The organism is Richelia intracellularis HH01 (genome assembly GCF_000350105.1).
In the GTDB taxonomy this organism is placed as follows: domain Bacteria; phylum Cyanobacteriota; class Cyanobacteriia; order Cyanobacteriales; family Nostocaceae; genus Richelia; species Richelia intracellularis.
Map to the genome: position 1 here is coordinate 97,149 of NZ_CAIY01000027.1, position 15,359 is coordinate 112,507.

General features: G+C 34.4%; 12 protein-coding genes. 4 read left to right on the forward strand and 8 right to left on the reverse strand.

Annotation, left to right across the window (positions count from 1 at the left end; genetic code table 11):
- Nucleotides 1–650: 650 nt before the first annotated feature.
- The gene (locus RINTHH_RS02170; protein ID WP_044304412.1) at nt 651–2,378 is read right to left on the reverse strand and encodes a succinate dehydrogenase/fumarate reductase flavoprotein subunit; all 1,728 of its coding nucleotides are present in this window, start codon (nt 2,376–2,378) and stop codon (nt 651–653) included.
- Nucleotides 2,379–2,816: 438 nt separating this feature from the next.
- Nucleotides 2,817–3,128 carry a hypothetical protein gene (locus RINTHH_RS02175; protein WP_008232380.1) on the reverse strand — a complete coding sequence of 104 codons (312 nt, stop codon included), beginning with the start codon at nt 3,126–3,128 and terminating at the stop codon, nt 2,817–2,819.
- Nucleotides 3,129–4,601: 1,473 nt separating this feature from the next.
- Here RINTHH_RS02175 and RINTHH_RS02180 point away from each other — a divergent pair.
- Complete coding sequence (locus RINTHH_RS02180; RefSeq protein ID WP_008232381.1) at nt 4,602–5,813, forward strand: histidine kinase; 1,212 nt, start codon at nt 4,602–4,604, stop codon at nt 5,811–5,813.
- 1,062 nt (nt 5,814–6,875) lie between these two features.
- Here RINTHH_RS02180 and mutT read toward each other — a convergent pair.
- Nucleotides 6,876–7,325 carry an 8-oxo-dGTP diphosphatase MutT gene (mutT, locus tag RINTHH_RS02185; RefSeq protein ID WP_008232382.1) on the reverse strand — a complete coding sequence of 150 codons (450 nt, stop codon included), beginning with the start codon at nt 7,323–7,325 and terminating at the stop codon, nt 6,876–6,878.
- Nucleotides 7,326–7,959: 634 nt separating this feature from the next.
- On the opposite strand from mutT, the gene RINTHH_RS02190 reads away from it, so the two are divergent.
- Nucleotides 7,960–8,157, forward strand: coding sequence for a hypothetical protein (locus tag RINTHH_RS02190; RefSeq protein WP_008232383.1), 198 nt, complete (start codon nt 7,960–7,962; stop codon nt 8,155–8,157).
- Between the two features lie 211 nt (nt 8,158–8,368).
- On the opposite strand, the gene RINTHH_RS02195 is transcribed toward RINTHH_RS02190, so the two are convergent.
- The 5 genes from RINTHH_RS02195 to RINTHH_RS02215 form a co-directional block, all read right to left on the reverse strand.
- Nucleotides 8,369–9,127 (reverse strand): ABC transporter ATP-binding protein, encoded by a 759-nt coding sequence (locus RINTHH_RS02195; protein ID WP_008232384.1) that lies wholly within the window; start codon nt 9,125–9,127, stop codon nt 8,369–8,371.
- A 411-nt stretch (nt 9,128–9,538) separates the two neighbouring features.
- Nucleotides 9,539–9,718: a photosystem II assembly protein Psb34 gene (gene psb34, locus RINTHH_RS02200; RefSeq protein WP_008232385.1), complete on the reverse strand. Its 180-nt coding sequence runs from the start codon at nt 9,716–9,718 to the stop codon at nt 9,539–9,541.
- A gap of 221 nt (nt 9,719–9,939) precedes the next feature.
- The gene (locus RINTHH_RS02205) at nt 9,940–10,593 is read right to left on the reverse strand and encodes a DUF3386 domain-containing protein (protein WP_008232386.1); all 654 of its coding nucleotides are present in this window, start codon (nt 10,591–10,593) and stop codon (nt 9,940–9,942) included.
- A 411-nt stretch (nt 10,594–11,004) separates the two neighbouring features.
- Nucleotides 11,005–11,238, reverse strand: a complete 234-nt coding sequence (gene sipA, locus RINTHH_RS02210) for a regulatory protein SipA (RefSeq protein WP_008225212.1) — start codon at nt 11,236–11,238, stop codon at nt 11,005–11,007.
- 507 nt (nt 11,239–11,745) lie between these two features.
- Entirely contained in the window at nt 11,746–12,762 is a 1,017-nt protein-coding gene (locus RINTHH_RS02215) for a sirohydrochlorin chelatase (RefSeq protein ID WP_008232388.1), read from the reverse strand.
- 83 nt (nt 12,763–12,845) lie between these two features.
- Here RINTHH_RS02215 and RINTHH_RS10640 point away from each other — a divergent pair, with 83 nt between their 5' ends.
- Nucleotides 12,846–13,034, forward strand: coding sequence for a hypothetical protein (locus tag RINTHH_RS10640; RefSeq protein WP_155943886.1), 189 nt, complete (start codon nt 12,846–12,848; stop codon nt 13,032–13,034).
- A 1,163-nt stretch (nt 13,035–14,197) separates the two neighbouring features.
- Nucleotides 14,198–14,626: a hypothetical protein gene (locus tag RINTHH_RS02220; RefSeq protein ID WP_008232391.1), complete on the forward strand. Its 429-nt coding sequence runs from the start codon at nt 14,198–14,200 to the stop codon at nt 14,624–14,626.
- Nucleotides 14,627–15,359 lie beyond the last annotated feature (733 nt).

Sequence of the window (15,359 nt, forward strand, 5' to 3'; positions counted from 1 at the left end):
TACAAAACTGTTCAATATGTTGGGAATTTTGGAAGAAAGGAGGTTGTATTCATAATAGAAGTAGAGGATTCGAAAATTTGCATGTTGAAAGATTGACCTCACATGAGTACCCATAAAATCCTATTTCAGAATTGTTTGATCAAATGCGTGAAGTATAACAACAGTTAAAGGATTACAAAAACGGTGTGTTTGGCTTTGATTGGAAAATTCATTCTATAGGGTGTAATTTTGGAGGCAATTCACATGCCTGAAAAGTTCCCTGGCTGAAAACTACAAATAAAGCCTCAACACATTACCAACCAACCCAGTAACCTAAATCAGCAAAAATAGCTGGGAGTTAAAAGAACAATCAACTCAAACTAACCTCAAAACCTTAATATATTTTGAGCTATTAGTTTTGTGGTGTTTAAGATCTTCCTAGTCAAAAGTCTAATTGGAAGTACTTGCATTTACAAACTTAATACTTACCAAGTAAAGACCATGTACTTTTTGAATGTCTACAAGGGCTATAAAGCCTTAACATCAAGATGTCAATTTGACATTTCCATTCCCTCGCATTGTTTTTCACAACAAATACCTGAGAGTCTTAAAACACAGTGGTCTTACTATAAGGAAGCTATACTAAATGCCTTTAATACACCCCTCCAACTTTAATACTTTCTTTCCTTCGGCTCAAACATGGTAATTCTCACTGGACGATATTGGATATCAATGTTGGATGGGGAATAGTATGCTAATGTATGCTGAAGAAAGTTTTTATCATCTCTTTGTGGATAATCTTCACGGAAATGTGCTCCACGACTTTCACGACGATTTAGAGCTGATGTCATGATTGTCTGCCCCACCACTATCAGGCTTTGGAATTCCAAAGCCTCAATAATTTCCGTATTCCAACATTTACTCTTATCATTCAAGCAAATTTGCGAATATCGTTCTTGTATATTTCTTAATTTATCCAATCCTGTTTGCAAAATGTGTTCCTTTCTATATACACCACAATATTCCGTCATAATATCTTGGAATTCCTGACGGACTTGGTTAATATGGTACATTCCTTTCTTATCTAAGAGGTCTTGGACAGTTTGTTCAGCATTTCTTACGTATAATTGTTCGTCTATAGCTGGTAACTTGCGATTCTGAACATACTCTGCGATTACAGCACCAGTTCTTTTACCATAAACAATACACTCCAAAAGGGAGTTGCTACCTAAACGATTAGCCCCATGTACTGATATACAAGCACTCTCACCGGAGGCAAAGAATCCGGAAACTAAAGTATCATTTTTAGCGAGGACTTGTCCATCATTATTAACAGGAATACCTCCCATACAATAATGAATTGTGGGGCGTACTGGCATAGGTTCATTTAACGCATCTACGCCTACTAAACGGTGAGCCTCCTCCCAACAGAAAGGAATTCGACTCATAATCTTTTCTTTACCCATATGACGTAGATCCAAGTAGACAAAGGGTCCTCCAGGGCTGCCATCAGGATTTATACCTCGACCAGCACGAATTTCGCTAGTGATTGCCCTTGAAGTAATATCTCGGGGAGCCAGTTCCATACGACTAGGAGCATAGTTTGCCATAAAGCGCTCACCTTGACTATTAATCAAATATGCTCCTTCTCCCCGTACAGCCTCAGAAATCAATACTCCCACAGGATATAAACCTGTGGGATGGAACTGCACGAACTCCATATCCTGCAGTGGTAAACCAGCCATGGCAGTCATGGCTAATCCATCCCCAGTACAGGCGAAATCATTGGAGGTTGTGTTGTATACACGTCCATAACCCCCTGTGGCAAACATGACAGCTTTTGAACGTACCACCTGAAATTGTCCACTTTCAATGTGGTACATAACCAAACCCTTAACTTCCCCATCTTCTAAAATCAGCTGCATTACATACCACTCATCGTAAATATGCACCCCACACCGCCGTAGGTTACTTACCAGTTCATGTAAAATTGCATGGCCAGTTTTATCCGCAGCATAGCAAGTACGATTATGAGTATGTCCACCAAAAGCTCTTTGGGCAATTTTGCCATCATCTAAACGAGAGAATAATACTCCCATGTGTTCCAAATCAATGACTACATCTGGTGCTGTTTTTGTTAGGATTGCGACCGCATCCTGATCTGCCAAATAATCGGAGCCTTTTATTGTGTCAAATGCATGAGCTTCCCAACTGTCTTTATCATCGACATTCTTTAAGCTTGCAGCTATGCCACCTTGAGCAGCCACAGAATGAGAGCGAATAGGATGAGTTTTCGCCACTACAGCCACTTGCAAAGTCGGATCGATGCGAGCAATTTCCACTGCTGCTCGACAACCTGCTAAACCACCACCAACTATGATTACATCGAAACTAATCATCATGATTTCCCAATTACTAATAAAACTTACTGCACACCAGGCCTTTTGCCAAAATTACAAAATAAAAAATACTACTACTTTCCTAGGGATGAGATCCTCAGCATTTATAACACTTATTTGAGGTACTGCAGGCAATACAGGCAAAACAGAGCTAATTCAAACAAATTCCTTGCCGTATGAATTTCTGAATTTATAGCAAAGCATAAAAGCACATTGGCTTGTACTGCAAGAAGGAATTTCCTAATTATGAAAAAACTATGAACTCAATATTTGGTTGGTAATTTATTTTAGAATTATGAGACATTATAGTTCATTTGTACTCATAAAGGGACCATGCTATGAAACATGCCATACATCTAGTTTAAAGAAGGAGTGTACCGATAGATTGATATCCCAGGCTAATTGGTACAATCCTCTTACATATTAAATGGTTGCTTCTTAAATGGTTGCTTCTAAAGCCCTACTATGGGAAATAGATTCAGATTTATCTAACCTCGTTCCTATATTTTCTAAAGGCATTAACTCAATGCGATTTAATAAAGTTGTCACGAAGGCAAATAGCAAGAAGGGTAGAGAAAAGAGAATAATCAGCGCCACTGTTGCTAAGGCATATAGGGGCTCTGTTGCGCCCATTAATGCCAGAGATGCAGCCAAGCTCAAGGTGATTGTCACTAGCCATACTATGATTTGACCATAAATATCCCCAAAAGCTAAAGTACACACAAACCTATAACCTTGTATGTTATTCATTGCAATTTACCTTATGCTTATCCCTATATTTTTACATTATTAAAGTAATGTTGGTTTACTAAACGGTTTCTAAATATTTTTGTAAGTTTCGTAATATATCTTCACAGATAACCTTACTTGAATTCTAATGTTGGATAATCTACATATACTTATCGTTCCAACTATTTTTTAGTATTTTTCCATTCTCCTCTGGTATAATCTCTGGTATAATATTCCTAGGATCAATTAAAAATAATTTTCTGATCTTCATAAGTTATTCTTATCAGCTTATATCAGCCTAATTGAGAATTCCTTCTATTAATTATAATCCTCTCAGTCAAGGGATTGTAGTTTTTTTGTCATATTAAAAAGTAAGTTACACAAACAAATAAGGTTTTTGAATTTAAATTCAACTCCTTATTTATTTCCTAATATTATTAAGTAGAAATGATTAAGTAAAAAAAATATACGCTACAATGTATCGATTTCTCATAAACTTATTATAGTATGATAAAAACATATGTATTTAGCAGTAACAAAAAATTTGAATTTGGTTCTTGTCCTCCTTTGATCGATTTTAAAAGCATAGCAAATTCGTAATTATCTTTTCTGGAGAAGAGCTATAAACTCAGTCCTTTTAATAAAGGTGAGTTTTTTCTTCTTTGGCAAAGCCTAAACTGATTATAAAATTTTCAACATAACTATAAGCATTTTCCAAAATCTACCAGTTTCTATTGGAGTGACAGACTCAAAATTTGGTGTGGGGAAAATGAAAAGGGGAAGAAGAATCTAATTGGAAATACTACCTAAGCAGTGAAATCTGTTACTCTTAACTTACCAGGAATATATCTTTTACCACTTCTACTTGTAGGTTTCTAATAGTACAGGATAACAGCCTATTTGCAACAGAGCAGTAAATTTTAATGGTTATGCAATTTTACAAAACCCATAGGGCAGCATTCTTAATCTCGTTCATAGTAAAGTTAAATTAGGAGAAATGTTCTTTTTGTTATATTTAGTTCATGTATTTATATATTCATGCTTCAAAAATTTATCTAGGGTTTCAAGCTATGTAATTTATCCCCAATTATCTTTATAAGATTAGAATTTGGTCATATGTGTATATATGTATTGCTATTGCCTTATGAGGAAGTCAATTCATATACCAGCTATAACTTGCCAATAGGCATTATTATGAATAATATCTTGCATCTACTCTTGATAAAACATTTTTAGTCCAGGAAGATAGCGACTGGAAGACAATAATAAAAGGATTTACTAGGGTAAAAAATAAACTTATGGGGGGAGAATGCAAAATCAATGTTGTGTCAAAAAACTCTTTTTAAATAGGTTAAATTAGGAGTAAAAAAATCTAAAATAGATATTAAATTTACAAAATCAAGAACAACCACACGACCACTCACAGCTGATTTGTTTTACTCACCCCAGCTGTCAGGTGCTATGGGTTAATTATCAATTCTGGCACAAGATGAAATGCAAGTTTCCCAGGATACCAGTATTTATTTTGAGGCTCCATTACAACTGTTACTATTTATTGATGGAAGATCAAAGTCTCGACAGGAAGTACAGCAGATTCGTAGTTATTTAAGTGAGTTACAAGCCATATATGACTTTGAGTTGCAAACTATTGATGTTGGAAAACAACCATATTTGGCAGAACACTTTAAATTAGTGGCAACTCCTGCTTTAATTAAAATTCAACCAGAACCGCGACAAATCCTTGCTGGTAGTACCATTATTACTCAGCTGAAAATATGGTGGCCCCGCTGGCAAACCGCAGTGGAAGCATATTTGAAATTACATCAAAACTGTCAGGATTTAGAAGAACCTCATCATACTGGAAGTATCTCTTTAGAGTCATTAGTATTATCTAGGCCATCTTCGATTAGTTCCGTAGCTGTTTCTGAAGAGTTAATACGCTTATCAGATGAAATTTTTTGTTTAAAGCAAGAAAAAGAAAAATTGCAAGAGCAACTCCAGTTTAAAGATCGTGTCATTGCTATGTTAGCTCATGATTTACGTAATCCACTAACAGCTGCTGCAATCGCTATTGATACCTTAAAGTCAAACTATAATGTCGAGAAGGGGGAATTTTCACGTTTGTCTCCCAAAATGGTAATGCACTTGTTTAAACAGTCACGAAATCAAGTGCAAATAATGAACCGCATGATTACAGATCTATTGAAGGTTGGTCATAGTAAGGACAGAAAATTTCCAATCCAACCACAAAAGTTGGAAATAGGTCAACTTTGTTTGGATACAATATATGAGTTATGTGATAGCTACATGAGTAAATCCATCACTATTGAGAAAGATATTCCCAAGGATTTGCCCTATGTATACGCAGATCCAGAGCGTATTCATCAGGTACTTATAAATCTTTTTGATAATGCCATAAAATACACACCTGCTAATGGCAGAATTTGCATAAGTGCATTGCACCGAACTACTCAAAAGGTTCAATGTAGTATTAGTGATACTGGTCCGGGAATTCCTGAAGACAACCGCGAACAAATATTTGAAAATCGCTTTCGTCTAGAACGGGATAAGAAGCAAGATGGGTATGGTATTGGTTTGTCCTTTTGTCAACGTATCATTCAGGCTCACTTTGGTCGTATTTGGGTAGAGAGCACACCCAACGGAGGAGCACTATTTCATTTTACCTTACCAGTTTATCCAGATTGAGATAATCCTTGATTATTAAACTTGTAAGTAAGGTAAAAATATTAACACTTACCATAATAATGTCTTGTGAAAGAGACATTATTATGAAGCTAAGAAACATAATTTCTGTCAGTAATTTTAGCAGGAAATGGAAGATTAGACATGATAATTAACTCATGAGTCTAGTATGAAGCAATCATAGAAAACTCAGGAGAATATGCTTGCAGTCAATTTTGAATGGTTCACATTTGGAAGACTGACTTAACTAGTTAGTTTAATTTCTACCATTATCAAATCAAAAAACTATTTGCTCCAATAGACATTTTAGGAATTACTGTGGCTAAGGTTAGTAGGGGTGTATAAGACAGCATAACAACCACAAATAGTTATAAACAGATAATTTTATTCTATCCTTAGGAAGAATAAATGTTATAATATAGCAATATTACTTAAACAGTATAAGCGAATTTATTGACTGTTTTGATCAGTTTAAACGAGTTGTAATTAATTAAGTCAAAGTTTTTTATTTAACACCTTTAAGATTAGACTAAACAAAAATCGGATTATATCTAAAAAAAACAAAGATTTACTACCAGGGAATTTTCGATGGTAGTTAAACGTAAAATTAAATCAAGAGAAGTTCATGGGGGAATTTCGGTGGGTCTATATTTATAAGGTATCGTCAGCAAGTATGCTTGGTAATAGCCTGATTGAAATGAATATGGGGCTTATTGAAATCCAAAAACATTAAAAAATGAAATTTTCATCTAGAGTAACAACTCAAATAGGATAAATTAGCCCAATAACAAAAGAATAAAATCTGAAACTTGAGTTAATCAAGTATATTCTATGAGAATAATTTTACCAGGATAAGGTTCTAAAATTCAATAGGTGTTATTTTCAGAGTCAGATTGATGATTTTTTATTGCATACTAATGGTCCTGGACTATGAAGTTTATAGCAGCTTAGAATAAACCTTGCAGACAAATAAATAGGTTGATGCATAAGTGTTGATGCATAAGTTAAGTTTAAAAGCCCTAAACTATTTTCCAAGAACTCTCAATCTAATACTTATGTCTTCTCTTATCCATCTCCTCCTTTACATTTAACTTGTTGCCAAATACCATTTTCCTGAAGGAGATAAATAATCTGGGTATTAGCTTCAGGAAAAGCAAAGTCATCTAACTCATATAAATTTACCCACCGTACCTCATCGCATTCTAGAGGCTGTGGAATACCCCCAATATGAAGACATTGATGCACATTTAGACTTACATAGAGGTTATTATAATTGTGATTAATAGTAATTAATTGCTCTACTACTTCAATATTAATTCCCAGCTCTTCTGAGATTTCTCTTTGAATACATTCCTCTACTGTTTCTCCTGATTCTACTTTACCACCAGGAAACTCCCATAATCCCCCCATAAAAGTATTTGGAAGACGTCGACTAATTAATATTTGACCTTTTTTATTCCAAATAACTGCAACACCAATTAACTTACGAGAGACATGTATATTTTCAATATTCATTTATTTATAAATTCTAATTCATTTTTTTTTGGAAAAGAATTAAAAAAGGCAGAAAAATATCAAAATATGGGTGAAATTGTAAGAATTAAAAGTCATGTTATCATTAGTATCTTGAGCATATAATTATGTAATTTTATATCCGAGTTTTAGACTATAATAACAGCTAAGACTTGGTAATACAGTTTTTGACATGCATTAAAACCCAGAATAATTTTAAAATGGGATTCAAAGCTCAGTTGTACAATTTATAATTTTACCCAAGATTCTTACTTGGCATTACTTTTACCCCACAATTAACTGCTTCATTTAAGTGTATTAATGGATTTATGAATTGTAAATGAATTTAGAGGTTAGTTTGGTCACGGAAATGGGATTCTTATAACTTGGGTTAAATAGAATAAAACAATTTATTGAGTATTTTGGTGGTATTGAATATCCAATTGATTATCCTTGATGCATGTAAGAACAAACATCGAATTTTTCTGGTAAAAGAGAAATACACACTTGCAAATACATTGTAAGACAAGAGAAGATTCAGGAAATAAGGATTATAGTTGGTTTTAAGCAAGGCAAATCCATTTTAGGTGGGATTTATAATAAAAAGTCCTATTATTCTGATATCACCAGAACTGGTATGTACTATAAATCCCACCTAAAATGGATTTGGGATGAATTTGAGCTTAAAGACATTAGAATTAAGTGGAATAATGCTCTGAACCTACTTAACAAGCCTCAAAGTAATCAACTAACTAAAAGAAAGAAAATCAAAACCAATATTCACGTTAATCAGCGTATAGCCTATCAAGATGCTTATGTAGGTTTGAAATTATGAAATGATATCATGACGGAATTGAGGGTTTTAATTCTTATTAAAATGATCACTAACACTGGGTAATTTAATTTTCCATTTGAATGGAACCTTAAAAGAGGCCTTATAAACAAATGGGATGAAATCATTGAAAATGAATTCTTAGGTTTATCGTTTAATAACTCTAATTATTTACTTGTCTACTGTTGCCAAGGCAAATATGCAGCAGAAGACATCACGATACAATTAATTGCCCAAGTTCATCAGGGGTAAGGCGAGAGTGGATAATCTGACCATCAATAAACCAAATTATGCGTTGGGTATGCCGAGCAACCTCCAATTCATGAGTTACCATCACTACAGTCATACCATTAGCATTTAATTCGCCAAAAATATCTAATATTTCTTGGGTTGTATATGAGTCAAGAGCACCTGTTGGCTCATCAGCCAGTAGTAATACGGGGTTATTGATAATAGCACGAGTAATAGCCACCCTTTGTTGTTGTCCTCCAGATAACTGAGTGGGCCTATTGTTAAAATGCTTTTCCAACCCGACTCTTATTAGTGATTCTTTTGCCCTATCATAACGTTCCCTGGATGGTATACCTGCATAGACCATGGGTAGCATAACATTTTCTAGAGCAGACAGTTGGGGTAATAAATGAAACTGCTGGAACACAAAGCCAACTTTTTGATTACGAATGTGAGCCAGTTTTCCATCATCCATTTGGGCAACGTCAACGTTATCTAAATAATAAGTTCCAGAAGTAGGGCGATCTAAACAACCGATAATATTCATAGCAGTTGATTTCCCTGATCCAGATGGACCCATAATTGAACAATACTCGCATGTTTCCACTATTAGGCTAACATCGCTCAGGGCATTAACTTCTGTTGCTCCAGTGCCATAAACTTTAGAAATATGTTCCAAGTAGATAGTTTTGTTGCTTGCTACAGGAGTAATAGTTAAATCTTGATAATGTTGATTATTCATAAGCTGATAAAGGTGAATAAAACTATTTTGACTGGTAAGTTATAGAAGAGGGGAATGAATCAAAGTATGAAATGCGAGAAAAGCTACTTTGCCCAAGGTCACAAATGAAAAGCAAATTCTAAACTTTTTGCAATTTCTAGTTACTTTGCAAAGCCAGGCTTAGATATAGATTATGGAATAAACTACGAAAATATCTTTTTCTGACTCTGGCTACACTAATTAACCTTATATCTTCCAATTTCTAAGACAAAGTGTTAATTTGTATATTTTTTACTTTACAGTTATTAAAATAAAATATCTTAAATTTAGCTCTTATTAAGTATTGATTAGTGTTTATCCAGAAATGAAATAGGTCCCATCAATTATACGGAACCTATACGCATATGGTTAATAGTGAAAAGTTTAATGAGATTAACTTACACTGGATATATAGTAGGCAACAAAGATGAGAGCACCTACCATAGTGGCACCTAAAATTCCCAGGAAAATAAAATTACGTTTTTGCCTAGCATTTGGCGGTTCTGCTTTATAAACTTGAGGCTCGCTGGCAAAATTATTAAGACGTCCACCTTCTTCATTTGTGTAGGGCATATGTTATGGGTTCCTAAATCTTGTTTTTCGTATTATTTTGTAAGCATATATTTTAATTTCCACTTAACTTCAAAAGGAAGGGGGAGTTAATTGTATGCTAGAGACTAAGGATTATAAACTGAGGAATATCCTGCTACAAGCCAGTGGGGGATTAGTTGCAAACTTGCCTTTTTACAGGTAGAAATTTGTGGTGTCTTTGTGATTCCTAACATTTTTACTTTTCAGACTGATATGCCTGACAGTTGAATATTTTCAAAGATAAATTCCTGTGGCAAGGTTTCACCCACAATTCCAGTACTAATTATACGACGACTGAGGATGAAGTAATTGCCTACTTTTTGGTATTCATCTGAAAAATTGCTTTTGTCACCCCTCTGCTCGCCAGTTTTTGGGTCATGGTATACGGAGTCATAACGGCAAGATAGATATCCTTCACCAGTGTTATAGCTGGCAAAGGTATTAATAGTCACTAAAACTCCATTAATGTGACGGCAGACTAGACATACCTCATTATTGCTAAGCTTGTATTTATCCCCAGCAGATTTACCCCCAACAAGAATTTCTACCCTTCCAGTTTCATCAGTATCTCCATAACTAAAGGTATTAGCACCATGGGTGTCATCAAAGCTACGACGGACACGGTGAATTGATGTTTCCCACAATTGATTATGAATTGCCTTCTGTGCATGATCATCATCAATACCCAAAACCTCAGCTTTTAAATCTTGGTTAATACGAGCTATACCTTTGATTGACTGATCTTCATATTTATAAGTAATTTCTGCACTATACCCAGGAAAATTCTTATCCCAGGTATAGCGATTTTCATAAGCGGCACGAAACAAGTCTTTAGCTGTCACTTTAGTTATTGTCATCGACTTTCCCCAAATTATATTTTTCTTACTTATATCTTCTCTGGTACTAGCATAAAAGTAATTTTGGCATAGTGGTAGTCCCGATTATCGAAAAAATATGCTCAACGGAAGAAATATATAGTGTATATGATCCAAGTGAAGCGTAAGGTAAAATATAATCTTTCTCAAAACTTACAGGGTAAGACACTGATGAATTTAGAAGATGTTTAATTGGAAGAATATGTTTTTTTCTCAATGTAACATAACTATATACACATTCTTTTGATCTTAAGTAATTTTGGCAAACTACTACCACTATTCAACTAAACACTACAAAAACTAAAATTATTGTGTTGTTGCTGCAATACTACGAAGAGTAAAATCAATAGAGGTCAGATTATCCCACTATGAATTTCTTGAAAATTCTAGTATTTACATTTCAGGAGTATCTTCCACTGATTCAATATACTGACTATCTAGAAGAAAAGAACCACTAGCAAAACTAACACCCCAATAATCACCAGGATATCGGTCTAGTACAGTCCCTTCCTCTCCCAAATGAATTAAACCAGGAGGTCGCAACATAGGCATAGGGTCATTTGTTTTAATATATTCAGGTAGAGCCACTACCCTGACTTTACTGCCAATGGGGAATTTTTTAGACATTCTTTTTGATATTATTAATAAGTTCTGGAATTACATGCCAGTATAGTACTTCTCTATGGAATTATTCTACTGTTCAATAGTAATCGATGCCATAATGTACCTGGCCTTTACGTTTAGAATTGGGGCAATTCCAAACCACTTAATTTCCCTAATACAATAATTTTAACTCTCCCTACATTTCACTATGAAATATATTAAGAAGCAGAAAGGTTGTTAGCTAATCTGTAATGTTAATGAGAAACAACCTGATTCTGTCAATGTAAAATGAAATCATCCGTGTCAAGAAGAGAGAGTTCATTAGGGTTTGATTTATAGATGCCTCTTGGCTTGAGTTTTGTGTGGAGAGTAGGAAAACATTAAATTGTAAGCTTTGAGACTTAAATTTTAATGACAATAAGCTATGCCTCTTTACTTAATAGTATCAATACTGCCAAACTTGGCACCCGGGCACCATATATCAATGTGTTTATGAATTGCTACCACTCTCTTAAATATTGATTTTTTTAGCTAAGGTATTTGCCAAATATTCTGATGGTATTTTTCTATGTCTGCATATACATCTATGGATTCATGGGGAGCCTCCTGTCCATGATGTTCATGATGTTCATGATGTTCATGATGTCCATGATGTCCATGATGTTCATGATAGTCATCTCCTGATGCAGCCGCCAGTCGGAATTTGCACATTTCACAATTCATTTGTACTTGTCCCATTTGAGTCTCAATTTCCCGTGTTCGTAATACGGAAAATAGTTGAGGGTGCAATCCCATTTCTGATAAGCAGCTTATATAAATATCTGGGTATAATTCTTGTTGCTGCAGAGCAATATCGAAAATTTTTTTTACTAGTACACCAGTGAATAGAAAGTAAGGTGACACAATTATACGCTTAGGTTGATAAAGTCGGGCTCTGCGAAAACCCTCTTCTAACCTGGGGTGAGTAATACCAACGAAACAGGTTTCTACAGTGGAATAACCACTACCCTCCCAAAGAATACGGGCTAATTTGTATACATCACTATTAGCATCAGGATCACTGGAACCACGCCCGACAAGTAACAGCACCGTATCTGCACGTGAGATACCTTGAGGATTATTTTCTGGGAGGTCAAGTTCTGTTAATCTTTGCCACCACAGTTCAATAATATTGGGAGTAATGCCGAAATGTCTGCCGTAATGTAACTTTAACTGGGGATATTTTGCTCTAGCACGGTCTAACTCATTGGTAACATCAAATTTATTATGGCGGGCAGCAAATAGGAGAATAGGTAATACAGAAAGTTCATTGTAACCATTGCGAATGCACTCATCTACTCCTTCTTGAATTGTGGGTCCAGTTAGTTCTAAGAAGCAAGGAAGAACTGGTCGGGATTGATCTAATGCCTGATATGTTTCCACAAAATTCAAGAGGGCTTGTTTACCCTCATTATCCCTGGTTCCATGCCCAATCATCAATAAAGGGCGTTTGATTGGTAATGGAGGAAACTCTGAAAGGCGACTATTAATGAGTTGTAGATTAGTCATTTGCATTTTCAACTTAAAACTCTTTTCCTGCGCAATGGAGAAAACGGAGATAATTATAAACAGATGAGTATTTCGGCTCGGAAATGACTCAAATGGTCGAGGGAGAGTCTAATCAATCCTTAATGGGCCTAGCGCTCTCCATGATTCACTTTTCCTCACAGGTTGCGTTGCAGCCGCAGAATTTCATTGTAGTTTCCCTACTTTGTTTATTTCACATTTTCCTTGTCATTCTAGCCGATTTAACTGATTTTCCAAAAACTATTTTACAGTAACACTTTGATAAGTTATAGGATATATACTGCTGTATTCATGCCTAATTTATTTCTTGTTTTCAAGTTCCTACTTTTTATTGTTTTTATCTATAATTTTAGTATGTGGTTAGCTTTCTTTGTAAGAGAAAAAGGACATCTTACATATAAATTTCTGAGAATTTGTAAAATATCATAATACTTGGAAAACAAACTTCTGCTAAGCAAACGAGTAGATACGAACAAAAGCCTTATGATGAAATGATAGTGATCAAGGAACACTACCTTGATTTCTGATTTATTCTAAACAATGGCATACTCAACATTCGTAAAAAATTTAGTAATTTAAGGCTATTAGTTGAGACTCTGATTTCAACTTTGTTATTTTTGTTTAGGCTGATTGATGGTAGCAATGAGTGTAACAATTACCTAATTTTTTAATTATCCTCTAAACCCCAGGTGAAAAATCGTTTATTAATTCAATTTCCCCAACTTCTCAGGAATATAAACACCCTGATAGTACTTTCAAAAGTATAACCTGTGAGGATAACAAAAGCAGTTATCATCAATCATGGATATGTTTCTGGGGACTTATAATCGACAAGTATTTATTTGTTTCTTAATACTAATACTGATCGAGATAGGCAAATTAAAATGCTGATAAGTATGAGATTAAATGAATTAGTTATATAGAAAGCTTTAATGTAACTATCTAACATAGAATAACCTAACATATGGAAGAGTAATTGTAGCAACTCAAAGAATAAAACCCTTTGATAGAAAATATACCAGAGCTATCAAAAACTAAGATTACTGGATCATGACAAAATCCAGGCGAAGAATAGGAAACAGACCTTATTTTTGATAAATCACACTTCTGATTTAGGGTATCTTACCAAATATCCAATAGAAGAGCTCTGGAAGTTGATTACATCATTAATTTCTGGAACTTCAACAACCTGACAATACCTATATTTAAACTAATATCAAGATTTTATAAATCTTTCTGTATTCAATCGTGAGATTTATGATGATAATTTTGCTCCTTATTATATTGATTTTCCTTATTAATCGAAAGCCCTAAGAGAAAATGAGTAGTAATTTTGACAAGGGAGGAGCAAGATAAAATGCAAATTTGAATTAGACTATCCAATATATCCTTTACTAAAGTTAGAAACACATAATCTATGGAACATGGTCTTTTATGGTTTCCTCTACTAGCAATATTTATATGGCTATTCTGGCAGGGGGGAAGAGAGTATCAGAAGGTTGAGGCTTATCATCTATGGGCAGAAAAATTTGATAGAGCCAAATATGATATACTTGCTGTAATTGGTCAGAAAGATAATAATATCACCTGGGGAAAACCTACTCATAAAGGAATAGCAAATGTTCAAACATTTTCCCTCCTTGACGTCAAGAAAGTAGCTATTTTAGTAGGTACAAAAGAAATAAACATAGATGTAGATGATATACCCATAAACGGTAATACTATAAGTTTAAAGTTCTTCATTATAGAGCCTAATAATGATATACAAATTCCATTCACGGAAATCCCCTTGGCGATCAGTTGGTGTAAGTTTTTACGGAATGAGTTGCAGCATATACAATCATAACGAAGGAAGTTGAAAGAGGTTACTTAAGCAGCATTCCTAAATTTTAGTGTGCTCAATTTAAATAAGGTATATATGCTTTCTACCTTTCCATTTCAAACCCGTTTAACACCTATAAAAAATGGCAAATACTCCTACTATGTCTAGTTTATAGTAACTGCATACTAATTTGTATTCCCAAGGTAAATAGCACCGGGGCAGTTTTTTCTAGATTGGGCTTGCTTGTATTTGCCTTGCTAGTCTATATTCATATTCCACCATCCATAAATCCCTGAATTACTTATGTAGAAGGGGCTTACCAACATACATAGCTATCAGAATACTTGGAAATAAAGGGTGATGGTAAAAAACTTGTCTCCTATTATAATGTTACAATTATCTGGTCTGGCAAAAGAATAATTAATTACTAATTCCTATATTATCCTAACAAAATATTAAGAAAAGTTAATTTTTGCCGTTTGTTATAGAAAATTTCCTACTAGGAATAAGTATGACTTATTTCCCTAAATATCAAGAAAACTTCTACGCTTAGATTTGGAAGATGATCTGGTGTCAAAAGTATTTCTACTCAAAATCATTATGATTTTATGATTAATAGTAACTATTGGTTATTATTAATCACTAAATGAAGAGTTGTGTTGTGAGGGAAACAGAGCATGGAAATCTAGTGATTCTAGTGAAATATCATTTTCCACACAGACTGACCACTCCCATAACTATATACCATTACAAAAAT

Bases quoted from the DNA above. Each gene is read 5' to 3' on its own strand.
- RINTHH_RS02170 (WP_044304412.1), bottom strand. From the start codon at position 2,378: ATGATTAGTTTCGATGTAATCATAGTTGGTGGTGGTTTAGCAGGTTGT.
- RINTHH_RS02175 (WP_008232380.1), bottom strand. From the start codon at position 3,128: ATGAATAACATACAAGGTTATAGGTTTGTGTGTACTTTAGCTTTTGGG.
- RINTHH_RS02180 (WP_008232381.1), top strand. From the start codon at position 4,602: ATGCAAGTTTCCCAGGATACCAGTATTTATTTTGAGGCTCCATTACAA.
- mutT (WP_008232382.1), bottom strand. From the start codon at position 7,325: ATGAATATTGAAAATATACATGTCTCTCGTAAGTTAATTGGTGTTGCA.
- RINTHH_RS02190 (WP_008232383.1), top strand. From the start codon at position 7,960: ATGTACTATAAATCCCACCTAAAATGGATTTGGGATGAATTTGAGCTT.
- RINTHH_RS02195 (WP_008232384.1), bottom strand. From the start codon at position 9,127: ATGAATAATCAACATTATCAAGATTTAACTATTACTCCTGTAGCAAGC.
- psb34 (WP_008232385.1), bottom strand. From the start codon at position 9,718: ATGCCCTACACAAATGAAGAAGGTGGACGTCTTAATAATTTTGCCAGC.
- RINTHH_RS02205 (WP_008232386.1), bottom strand. From the start codon at position 10,593: ATGACAATAACTAAAGTGACAGCTAAAGACTTGTTTCGTGCCGCTTAT.
- sipA (WP_008225212.1), bottom strand. From the start codon at position 11,238: ATGTCTAAAAAATTCCCCATTGGCAGTAAAGTCAGGGTAGTGGCTCTA.
- RINTHH_RS02215 (WP_008232388.1), bottom strand. From the start codon at position 12,762: ATGACTAATCTACAACTCATTAATAGTCGCCTTTCAGAGTTTCCTCCA.
- RINTHH_RS10640 (WP_155943886.1), top strand. From the start codon at position 12,846: ATGACTCAAATGGTCGAGGGAGAGTCTAATCAATCCTTAATGGGCCTA.
- RINTHH_RS02220 (WP_008232391.1), top strand. From the start codon at position 14,198: ATGGAACATGGTCTTTTATGGTTTCCTCTACTAGCAATATTTATATGG.